The sequence below is a fragment of the Microbacterium enclense genome (genome assembly GCF_001456955.1).
GTDB classification, from domain to species: domain Bacteria; phylum Actinomycetota; class Actinomycetes; order Actinomycetales; family Microbacteriaceae; genus Microbacterium; species Microbacterium enclense.
This window is the reverse complement of record NZ_KQ758467.1, coordinates 295767-310477: the sequence shown is the minus strand read 5'-3', so window position 1 is coordinate 310477 and position 14711 is coordinate 295767. Positions and strand designations below refer to the sequence as shown.

The window sequence follows — 14711 nt, the reverse complement described above, 5'->3', positions numbered from 1 at the left end:
GCCTCGTCGTCACATGTGCGCGTAGCGGGCCCGCGCGAAGCAGAACACGCCGTAGACGACGAGCCCTGCACCCACGAGCCACAGCACGACCTGGCCGAACGGCAGGCCCGCGAGGGAACGCAACGCCGAGTCGATCCCGCCGGCCGTGTTCGGGTCGTGCGTGACGGCCGCCACCACGAACAGGATGCCGGCCACCCCGACCGCGATGCCCTTCGCGACGTACCCGACGGTGCCGAAGGTGCGGATGCCCCGGCCGGCGGTGCCGCTCGGGATCGACATGTGCTTCTCGAAGGCCCGGGTCACCCCGCGGAACACGAACGCGGCGCCGATCGCCGCGACTCCGAGACCCACGACCACGAGCAGGGCGACGCCGCCCGGCATCGCGAGCACCTGAGCCGTCAGCGTCTTCGATGACTCCGCCGATTCCGACGTCCCGCCCACGGCGAGGGTGAACGCCGTGGCGGCGATCGCGACGTAAGCGACGGCGGTGCCGACGAACTTGGCGCGGTGCGCCCAGCGCTTCTCGGCATCCGGGTCGCGCTCGACGATCGCCTCGGCGATCTGCCAGACGGCCAGGGCGGTGAGGCCCACCACGATGACCCAGAGCAAGGGCAGGCCGAGAGGCGTGTCCCGCACCTGCTGCAGCGCTCCGCTCTGGTCGGCGCTGTCGCCCCCGCCGCCGGTGGCGATGCCGATCGCGATCAGTCCGATGAGCAGATGGAGCAGGCCGAGCACGACGTAGCCGGCGCGGGCGACGGCCTCGAAGGCGCGCGAGTCCTGGACCTTGTCGGCGGCGGCGGATGCAGAAGTCATCCGCGAACCATAGCGCTCAGTCCGACGCGCGGGTAAGGCGTTGCGCGCGCCGCACGCGCCATACCTCGACCAAGGCCCAGACGAGGGTGGCGACGGCGACCCCCTCGAGGAAGCCGGCCACCACATCCGACAGCCAGTGCGCGTGCAGGTACGTGCGGCTCCACATCATGAGCACCACCCACGCCGCCCCCACGACCCACACCCAGCGACGACGGAGGATGAGGGCGAGGGTGACGGCGATGGTGGTCGCCACGGCCGTGTGCCCCGAGGGGAACGAGGTCGCCACGGTCTCGGCGAGGGAGTCGGCGGGCCGACTGCGCGCGATCACCGCGGCCAGGGGCGCACCGATCAGCACGACGAGCGCGATGGATGCCGCGACGTTGAGCGCGTCCCAGGGGCGACGCACGACGAGGAACACGATGGTCGTCGCGACGCCGATGACGATCATGCCGATCGTGCCGCCGACGATCGCGGGCACCCACGCCACGATCACGCCCACGGGGTTCGCGAGCGCCGACATCGCGTCATCCCACGCCTGATCGATCGGCAAGGGGGCGGAACCGCTCAGCTCGACCGCGAACCGCAGGCCCACGAACAGCACCGTCGCGATGACACCGACCACGAGCGCGACCGGCCGGCGCGGATCGGTGAGCGGCCGATCGGGGAGCAGGGTCGTGTCGTCGGTCGTGGCATCCATCCGCGAATCGTCGCAGGTCGGAGCGCATCGGTGCCAGCGCTTGCCGCGCATGGCTCGAGTACTCCCTGCACCCGGCGCCGACCGCGTCATCGGAACCGGACGACCGCGGTACGTCGCCGCTACGGTGAGAGCGACGCGCCAGCACGGGCGCCGGACGAAGGAGCATTCCCATGGTCGAAACCAGTCAGATCCTGTCGTGGACCCTGCAGCGCGAGATCCCGACACCGGCCGACATCTCGTCGCTCCTGGTCGAGGGCGAGCAGGCCGTCGCGTCGTTCCAGACCTTCCGCGACTCCGCCACCTTCACGACGAAGCGGCTCATCGTGCGCGACGCCCAGGGCCTCACGGGGCGCAAGGTCGAGATCTACTCGCTGCCCTATTCGGCCATCGAGATGTGGTCGTCCGAGAACGCCGGCGGTCTCCTCGATCGCGACGCGGAGATCGAGCTGTGGACGAAGGTCGGACACATCAAGGTCAAGGTGACCAAGGGCGCCGACATCCGCCGCCTCGACAGCTTGATCGCGTGGGCCGTGCTCCACAAGCACTGACGGCCCATCGCGCAGATCGAAGGCCCCGGATCCGTGAGGATCCGGGGCCTTCGTGGTGGCGGTGACGGTGGGATTTGAACCCACGGTAGGGGTGAACCTACACAACATTTCGAGTGTTGCACCTTCGGCCGCTCGGACACGTCACCGCCGAGAAGCTTACGACAGATCGGCGGATGCCGCGAATCCGCGCCCCCGCACGGCGTGCTCCGGCGCCGTGAGGCGTTCCGGACTCCGGAGAAACCGCGCGGCGAGGGCATCGCAGCCCGGCCTCACGGCCGCCCGCGTCGGGGATCTCCGGAGCCCGGCGCGGCCCCGCCCACGCCATCCGTGAGGCCGCGGCATCCATTCGTCCACCGTCGAACCACTACGCTGGAGGGCGCTCGCGGCCACTGCCAGGATCGAGCCATGAGCGTGATCGAGAACTCCAAGCTGACGGTCGTGGGAGCGGGAAGCGTGGGAGCGAGCGTCGCGTATGCCGCGCTCATCCGCGGCTCGGCGCGCCACGTCGCGCTCTACGACATCGCGACCGACAAGGTCGAGGCCGAGGTGCTCGATCTCGCCCACGGCACGCAGTTCACCGGGTCGAGCGACATCATCGGCGGCAGCGACGTGTCGGTGGCCGAGGGCTCGCACGTCGTCGTCATCACCGCCGGCGCCAAGCAGAACCCCGGCCAGACCCGCACCGAGCTGGCGGCGACCAATGCCCGCATCATCGGCGACATGATGCCCAAGCTGCTCGAGGTCGCCCCGAACGCCGTCTACGTCATCGTCACGAACCCGTGCGACGTGCTGACCGTGCTGGCGCAGGAGGCGACCGGCCTGCCCACCCGCCGCATCTTCGCCTCGGGCACCGTGCTCGACACCTCGCGCCTGCGCTGGAAGATCGCGCAGCGGGCCGGCGTCGCCACCTCCAGCGTGCACGCCTGGATCGTCGGCGAGCACGGCGACACCGAGTTCCCGCTCTGGTCGACCGCGACCATCGGCTCGGTGCCGATCACGGAGTTCGAGCTGCCCGACGGTTCGCGCTTCGATCAGGACGAATTGGATGCCATCGCCGTCGACGTCCGCGACGCGGCCTACAAGGTGATCAAGGGCAAGGGCGCGACGAACTACGCCATCGGCCTGTCGAGCGCTCGCATCGTCGAGGCGATCCTGCGCGACGAGCACGCGATCCTACCCGTCAGCACCGTGCTGCACGGCTTCCACGGCATCGACGGCACGGCCCTGTCGGTGCCGTCGATCGTGAGTGCGGCGGGCGCCGTCCCCGTGGCCGGCACGCCGTTCTCCGACCACGAGGTGTCGCAGCTGCGCCGCTCCGCCGACGCGTTGACCGAGGTCGCGAGCTCGTTGCGCGACTGAGCGGCCTGACGTCGGCCGGCCGTGCGTGCGGCTCGACGCCGCGGAGGGGGCTCACGGTGCGCGATAAACGCTTCCCGCATTCGGAAACGCTGTGACGCGGCGTTTGCCCGCGCCGCTGCCGTTTCTCGACGCAGATGCCGGTGCCCGGGGCCCAAGTCGGTGCCGTTTCCCGACGCAGATGCCGTCGCCCCGCCGCTCGCCCCGCTTTTGTTTCTCGACGCAGATCGTGGATGCCGGGAGCCCGGCTCGGGCGATGTCGGAGGCCCCGCGTAGCCTGAATCCATGGCATCCCGACGTCCCGCTGCGGCCCCCGCTCCCTACCGCTGCACCGAGTGCGGATGGACGACGCTGAAGTGGGTCGGGCGCTGCGGCGAGTGCCAGTCGTGGGGCACCGTGGTCGAGGCCGCGGAGCAGACCGGCATCGTGCGCTCGATCGTGCCGGTGGCGCCCGGAGCCGCGCGCGCCGCCCGCCGCATCACCGAGATCGACACGCAAGACGCCCCTCGTCGCACGAGCGGTGTGGGCGAGTTCGACCGCGTGCTGGGCGGCGGCATCGTGCCGGGGGCCGCCATCCTGCTGAGCGGCGAACCGGGCGTGGGCAAGTCCACACTGCTGCTCGAGGTCGCGGCACAGAGCGCGCGTGCCGGCCGCCGGGTGCTCTACGCCAGCGGCGAGGAGTCCGCGGCCCAGGTGCGCCTGCGCGCCGAGCGCACCGGAGCGCTGCATGACGAGCTCTTCCTCGCGGCCGAAACCGATCTCGCCACGATCCTCGGTCACATCGATCAGGTCGAGCCGGGCCTTCTCATCGTCGACTCGGTGCAGACGGTGTCGTCGGCCCACAGCGACGGCGCGGCGGGGCAGCCCGCGCAGGTGCGCGAGGTGGCGTCGGCGCTGATCCGCGTGGCGAAAGAACGCGGCCTGCCCGTCATCATCGTCGGTCACGTCACGAAAGACGGCTCGATCGCCGGTCCCCGCATCCTCGAGCACCTCGTCGACGTGGTCTGCCACTTCGAGGGCGATCGGCAGACCTCGCTGAGATTTGTGCGCGCCCTCAAGAACCGCTTCGGGCCCACCGACGAGGTGGGCTGCTTCGACATGACCGGCACCGGCATCGCCGAGGTCGCCGACCCGAGCGCCCTGTTCCTCGGTCATGGCGAACCCGAGCCGGGCACGTGCGTGACCATCGCGATGGAGGGTCGCCGTGCGCTGCCGGTCGAGATCCAGGCGCTCGCGGTGCGGCAGACCGCGCCCAACCCCCGGCGCATCGTGAACGGCGTCGACTCCTCACGGGTCGCGATGGTGCTCGCCGTGCTCGAGAGCCGCATGGGGCTGACGCTCTCCGATCGCGACGTCTACGTCTCGACCGTGGGCGGGGTGCGCCTGGTCGAGCCGGCCGCCGACCTGGCGATCGCGATCGCGGTGGCCAACGCGGTGAAGAACCGCAAGGTGTCGAAGCGACTGGCTGCGATCGGCGAGCTCACGCTCACCGGCGAGATCCGCAACGTCACGCAGGCCGCACAACGCGCGTCCGAGGCCAAGCGCCTCGGGTATCACACGGTGCTCGACGCCTCATCCCGCAAGCTCGCGCAGGCGCTGAACGAACTGCAGGTGCGCGGCCTGCCCCGCGACGACAGCGAGCCCGGGTTCTGACCACCGGGGCCGACGGCGGAAGGGTCGTGCGGCGCGGCCGTGTCAGCGGCCGTGCGACGCAGCCGGGCGTTCGACAGCCGGGCGACGCAGCCGGGAGATCAACGGCCGGGAGGAGCCGACCGGCGACGGCGGTGGGGCGAGGTCATGCCCAGAACGGCGGGGATGACAAGTCCGGCGGCGCACACGGCACCGGCGATCAGGTACTCCATGTCCCCGAGTCTTGCACGCGAACTTCACCCGCGCGACTTTCTCCCCTCACCCGCGAAAGACCTCGGCCGCATGCGCGAGGCCGCGGTCATGCGCCGAGGCCAGCAGGCGCAGGCCCGAGGGGCCCGCAGGTCAGGCGTCGAGCGCAGCGATCAGATCGGCCGGCGAAGCCTGAATGGGGTGCGGCCCCGCGATGTCCATGAAGACCGTGGTGATGGCATCCTCGTGCGCCCCGAGGAACGCGCGTAGCCACTGCGGCGACTGCAGCGCCACGTGCGGGGGGAGCGTCTCGGGCTTGTGCGCCGCGTCGCTGAAGAGCAACAGCGCGACCTGTCCGTTGTTCGGGTCGCGGTAGGTCCAGACCTCGCCGACGCTCAGTGGGTTGTCGGCGTCACCCGGGGTCATCAGGGGGACGACGGTGGGGCCGTGACGCAAAGCGAAGGCGATGGCGGCCATGTCCTGCGTCTGCAGCGCGTCGGTGAGGGCGGTGTTCTTGAAGTCCACGTCGAGCTTCTTCCCCTTGCGCTTCTTGCCTGCGGCCATCCCCCGAGCCTAATCGCGAGGCCGCTCCGGCGCCGCTGGGTGCTGCGGCGGCCGTCCGGCGTCGTATGGAGGCTGCGGCGACCTAGCGAGGGGGATGCGACTGTGGCGGCCGTCCGGCTTCGCAGCTGGAGCAGCGACGGCGCGCCGGTGCCGACGGGAGGAAATGCCGGGAGGGGAGGATGCAAACGCGCGGGAACATCCTCCGCCCACCCCATCTCCTCCCCCGGCTACGGCGCGCCGGCGCCGAAGGGAGGAGATACGAGGACGGGAGGGGATAGGTGGACGAGAGGACACAAACGCACCCGAACGCCCCAACCCCTCCCCCGGCCACGAGCCCGGCGTCAGGGGCGACGCGTCAACGGCGAGGTGTCACTGCAGCACGAACGACGCGGTTCCCGCCGACGGGATGCCGCCGATCGAGACGCTCAAGTGGTACGTGGCCCCGCCGCCCGGGGCGTACGGGCGTTCGCCGTCGCATGTGCTCACCGACGACCGCGTCCGGTCCCAGACGAGGGGTGACGAGCTGGTGACGACCTGGCCCGCGGCGAGGGTCACCTCCATGTCGCTCGGCTCCGACTGGCAGTCGGTCGAGCGCCACCACACGTCCGTACCGCTGGTGACGGTGAACGACTGAGCGCTCGTGCCGACGTTCATCGTGCAGGGATTGGACGACGAGTTCGTCAGGCGGATCGACAGCTGCGGATTCTCGCCCTGCGCGTACTCCGCCTTGTCGGAGAGCGCCTCCACGGCGATGCTGCCCGCGGTGCACTCGACGGGTCCCGACGGGACGCTCGGCGTCGGCGTCGCCGTGGGCGCGGCCGACGATGTGGGGGTCGCCGCGCTCGCGGTCGATGACGTCGAGGGAGCGGGCGAGGACGGCGAGGAGGTCGGGGCGGCGGTCGGGGCGACACGCCACGGCGGAGCCGCGACGAGCCACACGACGAGGCCGATCACGAGCAGGGCGAGCAGCCCTGCCGCAAGACGACGTCGACGATAGACCGCCGGGGACTGCCTCCGCCTACGGGGGGCATCGGTCATGCTTCCAGGGTAGGCGTCCCGGCCGTGACGATTCTCCACGGCACGGGTGCGGCCCGCCGGGGTAATCCAGCGCTGCGCTCAGAGGACTTTGAGCATGCGCGTGTTGCCCAGGGTGTTGGGCTTCACGTGCGCGAGGTCGAGGAACTCCGCGACGCCCTCGTCGGGGCTCCGCACGAGCTGCGAGTACACGTCGGGCGGCACGACCTGCTCGCCGATCTCCGAGAACCCGCGGCGGGTGAAGAAGTCGACCTCGAACGTGAGGCAGAACAACCGCGACACCCCCAGCTCGCGAGCGCGTTCTTCGAGCGTCTCGACGATCGCCTTCCCGACGCCGTGGTGCAGCCAGTCGTCGTGCACGATGAGGGTGCGGATCTCACCCAGGTCTTCCCACATGATGTGCAACGCGCCACAGCCGACCACGACACCGTCGACCTCGGCCACGACGAACTGCTGCACCGAGCCGTAGAGCACGACGAGGTCTTTGCCGAGAAGGATGCGCTTCTGCACGAACGGCTCGAGCAGCTCGTGGATACGTCGCACGTCGGCGGTTCCGGCGGAGCGGACGACGAACGGCGCGGAAGAAGTCATCGTCCCAGCGTACGCCGAGGGGCTCCCGCGCCCCGCCGAGATCACTCCCGGTTGACGAGATCGCCGCGTCCTTGCCGTGAATCGCCGGTCCGCTCGGCGAAGACCGGTCGTCTCGCCCCGAGCGCAGACAGAAGGACCCGGATGCCATGGCATCCGGGTCCTGTCTGTTGTCGCGTCAGTTACCGGCGAGAGTGTCGGGAGTGGCGGCGATCTCACCCGCCGTGCCGACACCGAGCGCGACCTTCTCGCCGCGGGGGGCGGTGTCGAAGGTGAAGCGTCCGTTCTCGACGCCGACCTTCACGTGGTCGCCCGACTCGAGCTCACCGTGCAGGATCTTCTCGCTGAGCCGGTCCTCGACCTCGCGCTGCATGGCGCGGCGGAGGGGCCGGGCACCGAGGGTCGGGTCGAAGCCGATCTCGATGAGCTTGTCCTTCGCGTCGTCCGACAGCTCCACGGTCATGTCGCGGTCGAGCAGACGGTCGGCCAGTCGCTTGACGAACAGACCGACGATCTGACGCAGTTCGTCCTTGTTCAGCTGCGGGAAGACGATGACGTCGTCGACGCGGTTGAGGAACTCGGGCTTGAAGTGGCGCTTGAGCTCTTCGTCGACCTTGCCCTTCATCCGCTCGTACGAGGTCTGCGCGCTGCCCTCGACCTGGAAGCCCACCGGACCACCGGCGATCGCCGACGAACCGAGGTTCGTCGTCATGATGATCACGGTGTTCTTGAAGTCGATGACGCGACCCTGACCGTCGGTCAGGCGACCCTCTTCGAGGATCTGCAGCAGCGAGTTGAAGATGTCGGGGTGGGCCTTCTCGATCTCGTCGAAGAGCACGACCGAGAACGGCTTGCGACGCACCTTCTCGGTGAGCTGGCCGCCCTCTTCGAACCCGACGAATCCGGGAGGGGCACCGAACAGACGCGAGACGGTGTGCTTCTCACCGAACTCCGACATGTCGAGCGAGATCAGCGCACCCTCGTCGTCGAAGAGGAACTCGGCGAGCGCCTTGGCGAGCTCGGTCTTTCCGACGCCCGTTGGGCCGGCGAAGATGAACGAACCGCTCGGACGCTTGGGGTCCTTCAGGCCGGCGCGCTGACGACGGATCGTGCGCGACAGGGCCGCGATCGCCTCTTCCTGGCCGATGACGCGCTGGTGCAGCGCCTTCTCCATGAACATGAGGCGGCTGGACTCCTCCTCGGTGAGCTTGAACACCGGGATGCCGGTCGCCTGGGCGAGCACCTCGGCGATCAGGCCCTCGTCGACGACCGCGTGCGAGGCGACGTCGCCCGAACGCCACTGCTTCTCGAGGCGCAGACGCTCGGCGAGGAGCGACTTCTCCTCGTCGCGCAGGGCCGCGGCCTTCTCGAAGTCCTGCTCCTCGGAAGCCAGCTCCTTCTGCTCGCGGACCTTCGCGATCTTCTCGTCGAACTCGCGCAGCTCGGGCGGCGACGACAGGATCGACAGGCGCAGGCGAGCGCCGGCCTCGTCGATCAGGTCGATGGCCTTGTCGGGCAGGAACCGGTCGCTGATGTACCGGTCGGCGAGGTTCGCCGCGGCGACGATCGCGCCGTCGGTGATCTGCACCTTGTGGTGCGCCTCGTAACGGTCGCGCAGCCCCTTCAAGATGTTGATCGCGTGGGGAAGGCTCGGCTCGGCCACCTGGATCGGCTGGAAGCGGCGCTCGAGCGCGGCATCCTTCTCGAAGTGCTTGCGGTACTCGTCGAGCGTCGTGGCACCGATGGTCTGGAGCTCGCCACGGGCGAGGAGGGGCTTGAGGATGGATGCCGCGTCGATCGCGCCCTCGGCGGCACCCGCACCCACGAGGGTGTGGATCTCGTCGATGAAGACGATGATGTCGCCGCGGGTGCGGATCTCTTTCGTGACCTTCTTCAGACGCTCTTCGAAGTCACCGCGGTAGCGGGAACCGGCGATGAGCGAGCCGAGGTCGAGCGAGTAGACCTGCTTGTCCTTGAGCGTCTCGGGCACGTCGCCCTTGACGATGGCCTGCGCGAGACCTTCGACGACCGCCGTCTTTCCGACACCGGGCTCGCCGATGAGGACGGGGTTGTTCTTGGAGCGGCGCGACAGGATCTGCATGACGCGCTCGATCTCCTTCTCGCGCCCGATGACGGGGTCGAGCTTGTTGTCGCGCGCGGCCTGCGTGAGGTTGCGGCCGAACTGGTCGAGCACGGCCGAGCCGCCCTGGGCACCGGAGGTCTGCTGCTCGCCGGCACCGGTGGCGACGCCCGCGGGCTCCTTGCCCTGGTAGCCCGAGAGCAGCTGGATGACCTGCTGGCGCACCTTGTTCAGGTCGGCGCCGAGCTTGACGAGCACCTGGGCGGCGACGCCCTCGCCCTCGCGGATGAGGCCGAGCAGGATGTGCTCGGTGCCGATGTAGTTGTGGCCGAGCTGGAGCGCTTCGCGCAGCGACAGCTCGAGCACCTTCTTCGCGCGCGGCGTGAAGGGGATGTGGCCGGTCGGCTGCTGCTGACCCTGGCCGATGATGTCCTGCACCTGCTCGCGGACGGCGTCGAGCGAGATGCCGAGCGACTCGAGCGCCTTGGCAGCGACACCCTCGCCCTCGTGGATCAGGCCGAGCAGGATGTGCTCGGTGCCGATGTAGTTGTGGTTGAGCATCTTCGCCTCTTCTTGGGCGAGGACGACCACACGACGGGCACGGTCGGTGAATCTCTCGAACATCTCAGTCCCTCCAGAAATGGGCTGACAGGCACGCCTCCGCGCGCCGTACATCGAGAGTAACCAGCGGCCGGTGGCCGGGGACGCGTGTTCGCCGTGGGCATACCGTCACGGCGGCGGGCCTTGCGAAACATATCGACTGTCGTTAACTTATCGATAAGCAATAACAACGATCATCGATAAGGAGCGATCATGGCATCCCCCCGATCCACCTCTCGCACCCTCTCCCGCGGTGACACCGGAAGCTTCCTGCTGTTCATGGTGGCGGGCATCGCCATCGCCGCATGGGCCGTTGCACGCAGCATCGGCAACATCGTCCAGGCGGCCGGAAACAGCGACGTGCGCGTGCCGGTGGAGTTCCTCGACACCGTGGCTCAGGCACCCATCGGCCCCGACGGCGCGTCCGTCCCGGTCGAACTGACCGGCGCGGTCGTCACCGCACCCTCACTGCCGCTGGCGTCCCTCTGGGCACTCTTCCTGTCGGAGGCGCTCTTCGCGGCCGCGGTCGTGACGGTGGTGGCCCTACTGCTCGTGCTGTGCGTCGGCATCCTGCGCGGGCAGATCTTCAGCCCTCGACACACCCGCCTCGTCGCGGCCGTCGGCGTCGTCTCGCTCATCGGCGCGATCGGGGTGCCGTTCTTGCACAACATGGTCGCGAACGGCGCCCTGGCCTGGCTGTCGGAACGAACCTACGACCGCGGGCTGACCCAGCAGATCGATCTGCCGGTCCTCATCGTCATCGGGTTCGTGGCGGGTCTGTCCAGCACGGTCTTCGCCGTCGGCGATCGCCTGCAGCGCGACACCGAGGGCCTCGTATGACGCCGGCGGTCACGGATGACGGGCCCACCGGCATCCATTGCCGTCTCGACGAGCTGCTCGAGGCGCGCGGCATGACACTCACCCGCCTGAGCGAGCTGGTCGGCGTCTCGGTCGTGAACCTGTCGGTGCTGAAGAACGATCGCGCTCGCGCCATCCGCTACTCCACGCTCGCGGCGGTCTGCCGCGTGCTCGAGTGCGAGGTGGGCGACCTGCTCGTGGTCGAGCGTTGACGCCAGCGCTCGCCCCCTCCACGCCCCCGGGAGCTTCCCCCGCAGCAAACTGCCGCATCACCACCAGCCCGGCGACACTTCAGCGCGGGGGAACCGCCCCCTCACCACGCACGCCGTGTTTCCCCGCAGCGAACTGCCGCATCACCGCCACTGCGCGACTTCGGCGCGGGGGAACCACCGGACCCAGGGAACGTTGCGTCAAGCGAGGCGGGAAGCGACCGCCGAGCGCACGCGTGAAACCAACGTCGCAGGGTGACGGAACAGGTCGTCGGACGTGACCCGGATGACAATCCATCCCACCCGAGTGAGGTCCTCGTAACGCTGGATGTCACGCCGCCACTGGCGCGCATCGGTCAAGTGATGCCGCCCCTCGTACTCCACGGCAACGCGCGCCGCGACATAGGCGGTGTCGAGGCGCGCAATCAGCCTTCCGCCCGCGCGCACCTCGACCTGCATCTCGGGTTCCGGCAGGCCGGCGTCGACCAGTGTCAGCCGCAGCCAGGTCTCCGGTCGCGACGCGGAGCCGTCACGAACACGCGGAAGGGCATCACGCAGAGCCGGCCCGCCCACCCGGCGCGCGGCTGCGACGGCGCGTTCGAGGCGGGCAATGGTTGTGAGCGCGGGCGGGTCGTCGTCATGTCGCGGAGTGAGGACTGCGGCGTCGGCGATCGCGACGAGGTCGTATGGATGCCGGACCACCGCGCCCGCTGCGCCCACGTCGACGCGGGGGACGAGACGGGCAGGTCGAGCTCGGGATGCCTCTCGACGATGACGCCGGCGCCGAGCACCTCGTGGCCACGCACCCCGCGTGCCACGGGATGCCGACGCGGCGTGAGAACGGAGACGTCGATCCGGTCATCGGCAAGGAGCCGAGCGGGCAGCGGCAGACCCCAGATCACCGCGGCACTGATGTGGCTGAAGAATGCGTGCGGCGGCATCCGCCGGGAGTACGCGTGAACCAGCCCACGATGCGCGGAGGCGGGGTCACCGGCTGGCAGCACCACAGCCCGAACCCCGTGATACGGCCGCGCGAGATCCCCGGCGCGAAGCCGCCGATCCGTGACCCCGCTGTCGCGGGCCTCACCCACGGAGAAACAAGCGCCGAGTGCGGGTGGGAGGGGACGGGGGCGCATCACCCCAACATGCCCTCTCACCGCCCGCACCGAGTGACACGGGCGGGCGACGGGGACAAACCCCGCCCTGGGGAGGAGGGTCAGCGGGTTCCGAGCACGGGGATCGGGTCGGGCGCCTGCACGTTGCCGCCGGACAGGACCAGCGACACCTCACCCTGGCCCGCCTCGGCGCCGACGTCGGCCAGGGTCACGCGCGGGGCGTAGTCCATCGTGCAGACCTGATCGGCCGGGGGTGCGGCGAATTGCACGGCGACCCGATCGCCGTCCGCCGTCACCGACTCGACGACGGGCACGCAGCTGGAGCTACCGTAGGTGACGATCGCGACGAGCGAGGACGTCACCCATCCCGCACTCGGGGCGAGGTCTTCGGATGCCGACGACACGTCACCCAGCGCGGCGAGCGTCGTCTCACCCTCGACCGCTCCGCTCACGCGCACCGCGAGGTCGGCGGTCGCGCCGGTCCCGGCGGGGAGCGTCACGAGGGTGGCGCGCGGCGCCATATCGCGCGTGCAGGGCTCCTGGGCCGGTTCGACGAGGTCCACCACGAGCGCTCCGTCGACGACCTGCGGCTCGCCGTTCACCGACGGCACGCACGACGAGCTGCCCGAGGTGACGACCGCGATGGCGCGGCCCGCGTCGACCCAGGCGGCCTCGACCCCGCCTGCGGGCTCGGGCGACACGGCATCCGAAGACGAGGAGGACGTCGGCGACGACGAGGCGGCGCCGGAGGCGCACCCGGTGAGCGCACCGGCGGCGAGCAGGCCCGCTCCGAGCAGGCCGATCAAGGTCAGACGGTGACGGGACATGCAAACCTCCGGGGGGGGTCGGTTCCGCCCCATGATGGCGGAGATTCCTGGATGCCGGCGGCGAATGCCGCGACACCTCACTGCAGGGCGGAGGTGAGGCGGGCGAGGTTGTCGAGGATCGTCGAGCGCAGGGGCTGGCGTCGCCACTCCTCGATGGTGAGCTGACGGCTGAGACGGCGGTAGTGGTCTTCGACGGCGCGCATGTCGCGCACGAACTCCTCGCCGCGCACGAGCATCGAGACTTCCAGGTTGAGACCGAACGAACGCATGTCCATGTTGCTCGAGCCGATGACCGCGACCTCGTCGTCGATCGTCACGCTCTTGCTGTGCAGGATGTAGGGCTTGCGATACATCCAGATGACGACCCCGGCGCGCAGGAGCGCCTCGTAGTAGCTGCGCTGCGCGTGGTAGACCATGGCCTGGTCGCCCTCTTCCGACACGAACAACTCCACGTGCACGCCCCGCTGACAGGCCGTGGTGATGGCGAGCAGCAGGGCCTCGTCGGGCACGAAGTACGGGCTGACGATGATGATGCGCTCCTGAGCGGCGAAGAGCAGCCCGAGGAACAGCTTCAGATTGTTCTGGAAGTCGAAGCCCGGACCCGAGGGGACGACCTGGCAGTCGAGGTCGCCCGGCCCGGTGGTGACGCTGAACAGGTCGATCTCGTCGCGGAGCGTCTCGTCGGTCTCGCTGTACCAGTCGGAGAGGAACACCGCGTTGACGCTGGCAACCACCGGCCCCTCCACGCGCACCATCAGATCGACCCAGTGCAGACCGCGGCGGATGTTCTTGCGCAGGTTGTAGGAGGAGTCGGTGATGTTCTGCGAGCCCATGTACGCCACGTCGCCGTCGATGACGAGGAGCTTGCGGTGGTTGCGCAGGTCGGGCCGCTGGTAACGGCCTCGCAACGGCTGCACCGGCAGCATCAGGTGCCAGTGGGCGCCCATCGCGTCGAGACGACGCAGCGTCTGCCGATAGAACGGCTTGCCGCGGTTGGCCCAGTGGTCGAGCAGCACGCGCACCACCACACCGCGCTCCGACGCCTCTTCGAGCGCGCGGAAGAAGTTGTCGGTGGAGTCGTCGGACTGCAGGATGTAGAACTCGACGTGCACGTAGCGGGTGGCCTGACGGATCGCCTCGGCCATCGCATCGAGGCTCTGCTGATAGTCGGCGATGAGGGTCGCGGCGTTGTCGCCCGCGATCGGCATGGCGCCGAGATTGCGGTTCAGCCGCACCAGCGCCCGGAACCACTGCGGCGCGTTCGGCCGGAGCGTGCCGAAGTCGAGGGACTCGCTGGTGTCGTGGATGTAGTGGTTGATCGCCGTCTGCTTGCGCCGCCGCTTCCGCGGCAGCCGCGGGTTGCCGATCAGCAGGAAGAGGAAGACCCCCACGAAGGGGATGAAGTAGATCGCCAGCAGCCACGCCATGGCGGCGGTGGGACGACGGTTGCGCGGAACGATGATGACCGCCGCGATGCGCACCACCAGGTCGACGACGAACAGCGTGATGACGAGCCAGCTCGCGTCGAACGTGGCATTGATCACGGGTCCTCCTGGACAGGTCGTGGACCCAGCGTAGCGAT

Annotated in this window: 14 protein-coding genes and 1 tRNA gene; 5 read left to right on the top strand and 10 right to left on the bottom strand. The window is 69.5% G+C overall.

From position 1 onward, the window contains the following. Nucleotides 1-9 precede the first annotated feature (9 nt). On the bottom strand, nucleotides 10-813 hold the full coding sequence (locus tag AS029_RS01425) for a DUF1206 domain-containing protein (protein ID WP_058230824.1): 804 nt from the start codon (nucleotides 811-813) through the stop codon (nucleotides 10-12). Nucleotides 814-829: 16 nt separating this feature from the next. After that, the gene (locus AS029_RS01420) at nucleotides 830-1510 is read right to left on the bottom strand and encodes a phosphatase PAP2 family protein (RefSeq protein ID WP_058230823.1); all 681 of its coding nucleotides are present in this window, start codon (nucleotides 1508-1510) and stop codon (nucleotides 830-832) included. A gap of 170 nt (nucleotides 1511-1680) precedes the next feature. Between AS029_RS01420 and AS029_RS01415 the strand changes: the two genes are divergently transcribed. Then, the gene (locus tag AS029_RS01415; RefSeq protein WP_058230822.1) at nucleotides 1681-2058 is read left to right on the top strand and encodes a PH domain-containing protein; all 378 of its coding nucleotides are present in this window, start codon (nucleotides 1681-1683) and stop codon (nucleotides 2056-2058) included. Between the two features lie 56 nt (nucleotides 2059-2114). Here AS029_RS01415 and AS029_RS01410 read toward each other — a convergent pair. Beyond that, nucleotides 2115-2204 (bottom strand) — tRNA-Ser (locus tag AS029_RS01410). 259 nt (nucleotides 2205-2463) lie between these two features. Here AS029_RS01410 and AS029_RS01405 point away from each other — a divergent pair. Both AS029_RS01405 and radA read left to right on the top strand, forming a co-directional pair. Further along, entirely contained in the window at nucleotides 2464-3417 is a 954-nt protein-coding gene (locus AS029_RS01405) for an L-lactate dehydrogenase (protein WP_058230821.1), read from the top strand. A 282-nt stretch (nucleotides 3418-3699) separates the two neighbouring features. Continuing rightward, nucleotides 3700-5067, top strand: coding sequence for a DNA repair protein RadA (gene radA / locus AS029_RS01400; protein WP_058230820.1), 1368 nt, complete (start codon nucleotides 3700-3702; stop codon nucleotides 5065-5067). Between the two features lie 339 nt (nucleotides 5068-5406). Here the strand turns inward: radA and AS029_RS01395 are convergent, their stop codons facing one another. The 4 genes from AS029_RS01395 to AS029_RS01380 form a co-directional block, all read right to left on the bottom strand. After that, nucleotides 5407-5817, bottom strand: a complete 411-nt coding sequence (locus AS029_RS01395) for a hypothetical protein (protein ID WP_058230819.1) — start codon at nucleotides 5815-5817, stop codon at nucleotides 5407-5409. 369 nt (nucleotides 5818-6186) lie between these two features. Beyond that, complete coding sequence (locus AS029_RS01390; RefSeq protein WP_175456614.1) at nucleotides 6187-6855, bottom strand: hypothetical protein; 669 nt, start codon at nucleotides 6853-6855, stop codon at nucleotides 6187-6189. A gap of 78 nt (nucleotides 6856-6933) precedes the next feature. Further along, nucleotides 6934-7443 (bottom strand): amino-acid N-acetyltransferase, encoded by a 510-nt coding sequence (locus tag AS029_RS01385; RefSeq protein WP_058230818.1) that lies wholly within the window; start codon nucleotides 7441-7443, stop codon nucleotides 6934-6936. A gap of 175 nt (nucleotides 7444-7618) precedes the next feature. Next, on the bottom strand, nucleotides 7619-10144 hold the full coding sequence (locus AS029_RS01380) for an ATP-dependent Clp protease ATP-binding subunit (protein WP_058230817.1): 2526 nt from the start codon (nucleotides 10142-10144) through the stop codon (nucleotides 7619-7621). A gap of 189 nt (nucleotides 10145-10333) precedes the next feature. Here AS029_RS01380 and AS029_RS01375 point away from each other — a divergent pair, with 189 nt between their 5' ends. After that, the gene (locus tag AS029_RS01375) at nucleotides 10334-10960 is read left to right on the top strand and encodes a hypothetical protein (RefSeq protein WP_058230816.1); all 627 of its coding nucleotides are present in this window, start codon (nucleotides 10334-10336) and stop codon (nucleotides 10958-10960) included. Next, nucleotides 10957-11190, top strand: a complete 234-nt coding sequence (locus AS029_RS01370; RefSeq protein ID WP_058230815.1) for a helix-turn-helix domain-containing protein — start codon at nucleotides 10957-10959, stop codon at nucleotides 11188-11190. The genes AS029_RS01375 and AS029_RS01370 overlap by 4 nt, the downstream gene beginning before the upstream one ends. Nucleotides 11191-11388: 198 nt before the next feature. On the opposite strand, the gene AS029_RS17845 is transcribed toward AS029_RS01370, so the two are convergent. The 3 genes from AS029_RS17845 to cls all read right to left on the bottom strand — a co-directional run bounded on the left by AS029_RS17845 (nucleotide 11389) and on the right by cls (nucleotide 14673). Further along, the gene (locus tag AS029_RS17845) at nucleotides 11389-11907 is read right to left on the bottom strand and encodes an endonuclease domain-containing protein (RefSeq protein ID WP_228375851.1); all 519 of its coding nucleotides are present in this window, start codon (nucleotides 11905-11907) and stop codon (nucleotides 11389-11391) included. Between the two features lie 496 nt (nucleotides 11908-12403). After that, the gene (locus AS029_RS01360; protein WP_058230814.1) at nucleotides 12404-13129 is read right to left on the bottom strand and encodes a hypothetical protein; all 726 of its coding nucleotides are present in this window, start codon (nucleotides 13127-13129) and stop codon (nucleotides 12404-12406) included. A 77-nt stretch (nucleotides 13130-13206) separates the two neighbouring features. Further along, nucleotides 13207-14673 carry a cardiolipin synthase gene (gene cls / locus AS029_RS01355; RefSeq protein ID WP_058230813.1) on the bottom strand — a complete coding sequence of 489 codons (1467 nt, stop codon included), beginning with the start codon at nucleotides 14671-14673 and terminating at the stop codon, nucleotides 13207-13209. Nucleotides 14674-14711 lie beyond the last annotated feature (38 nt).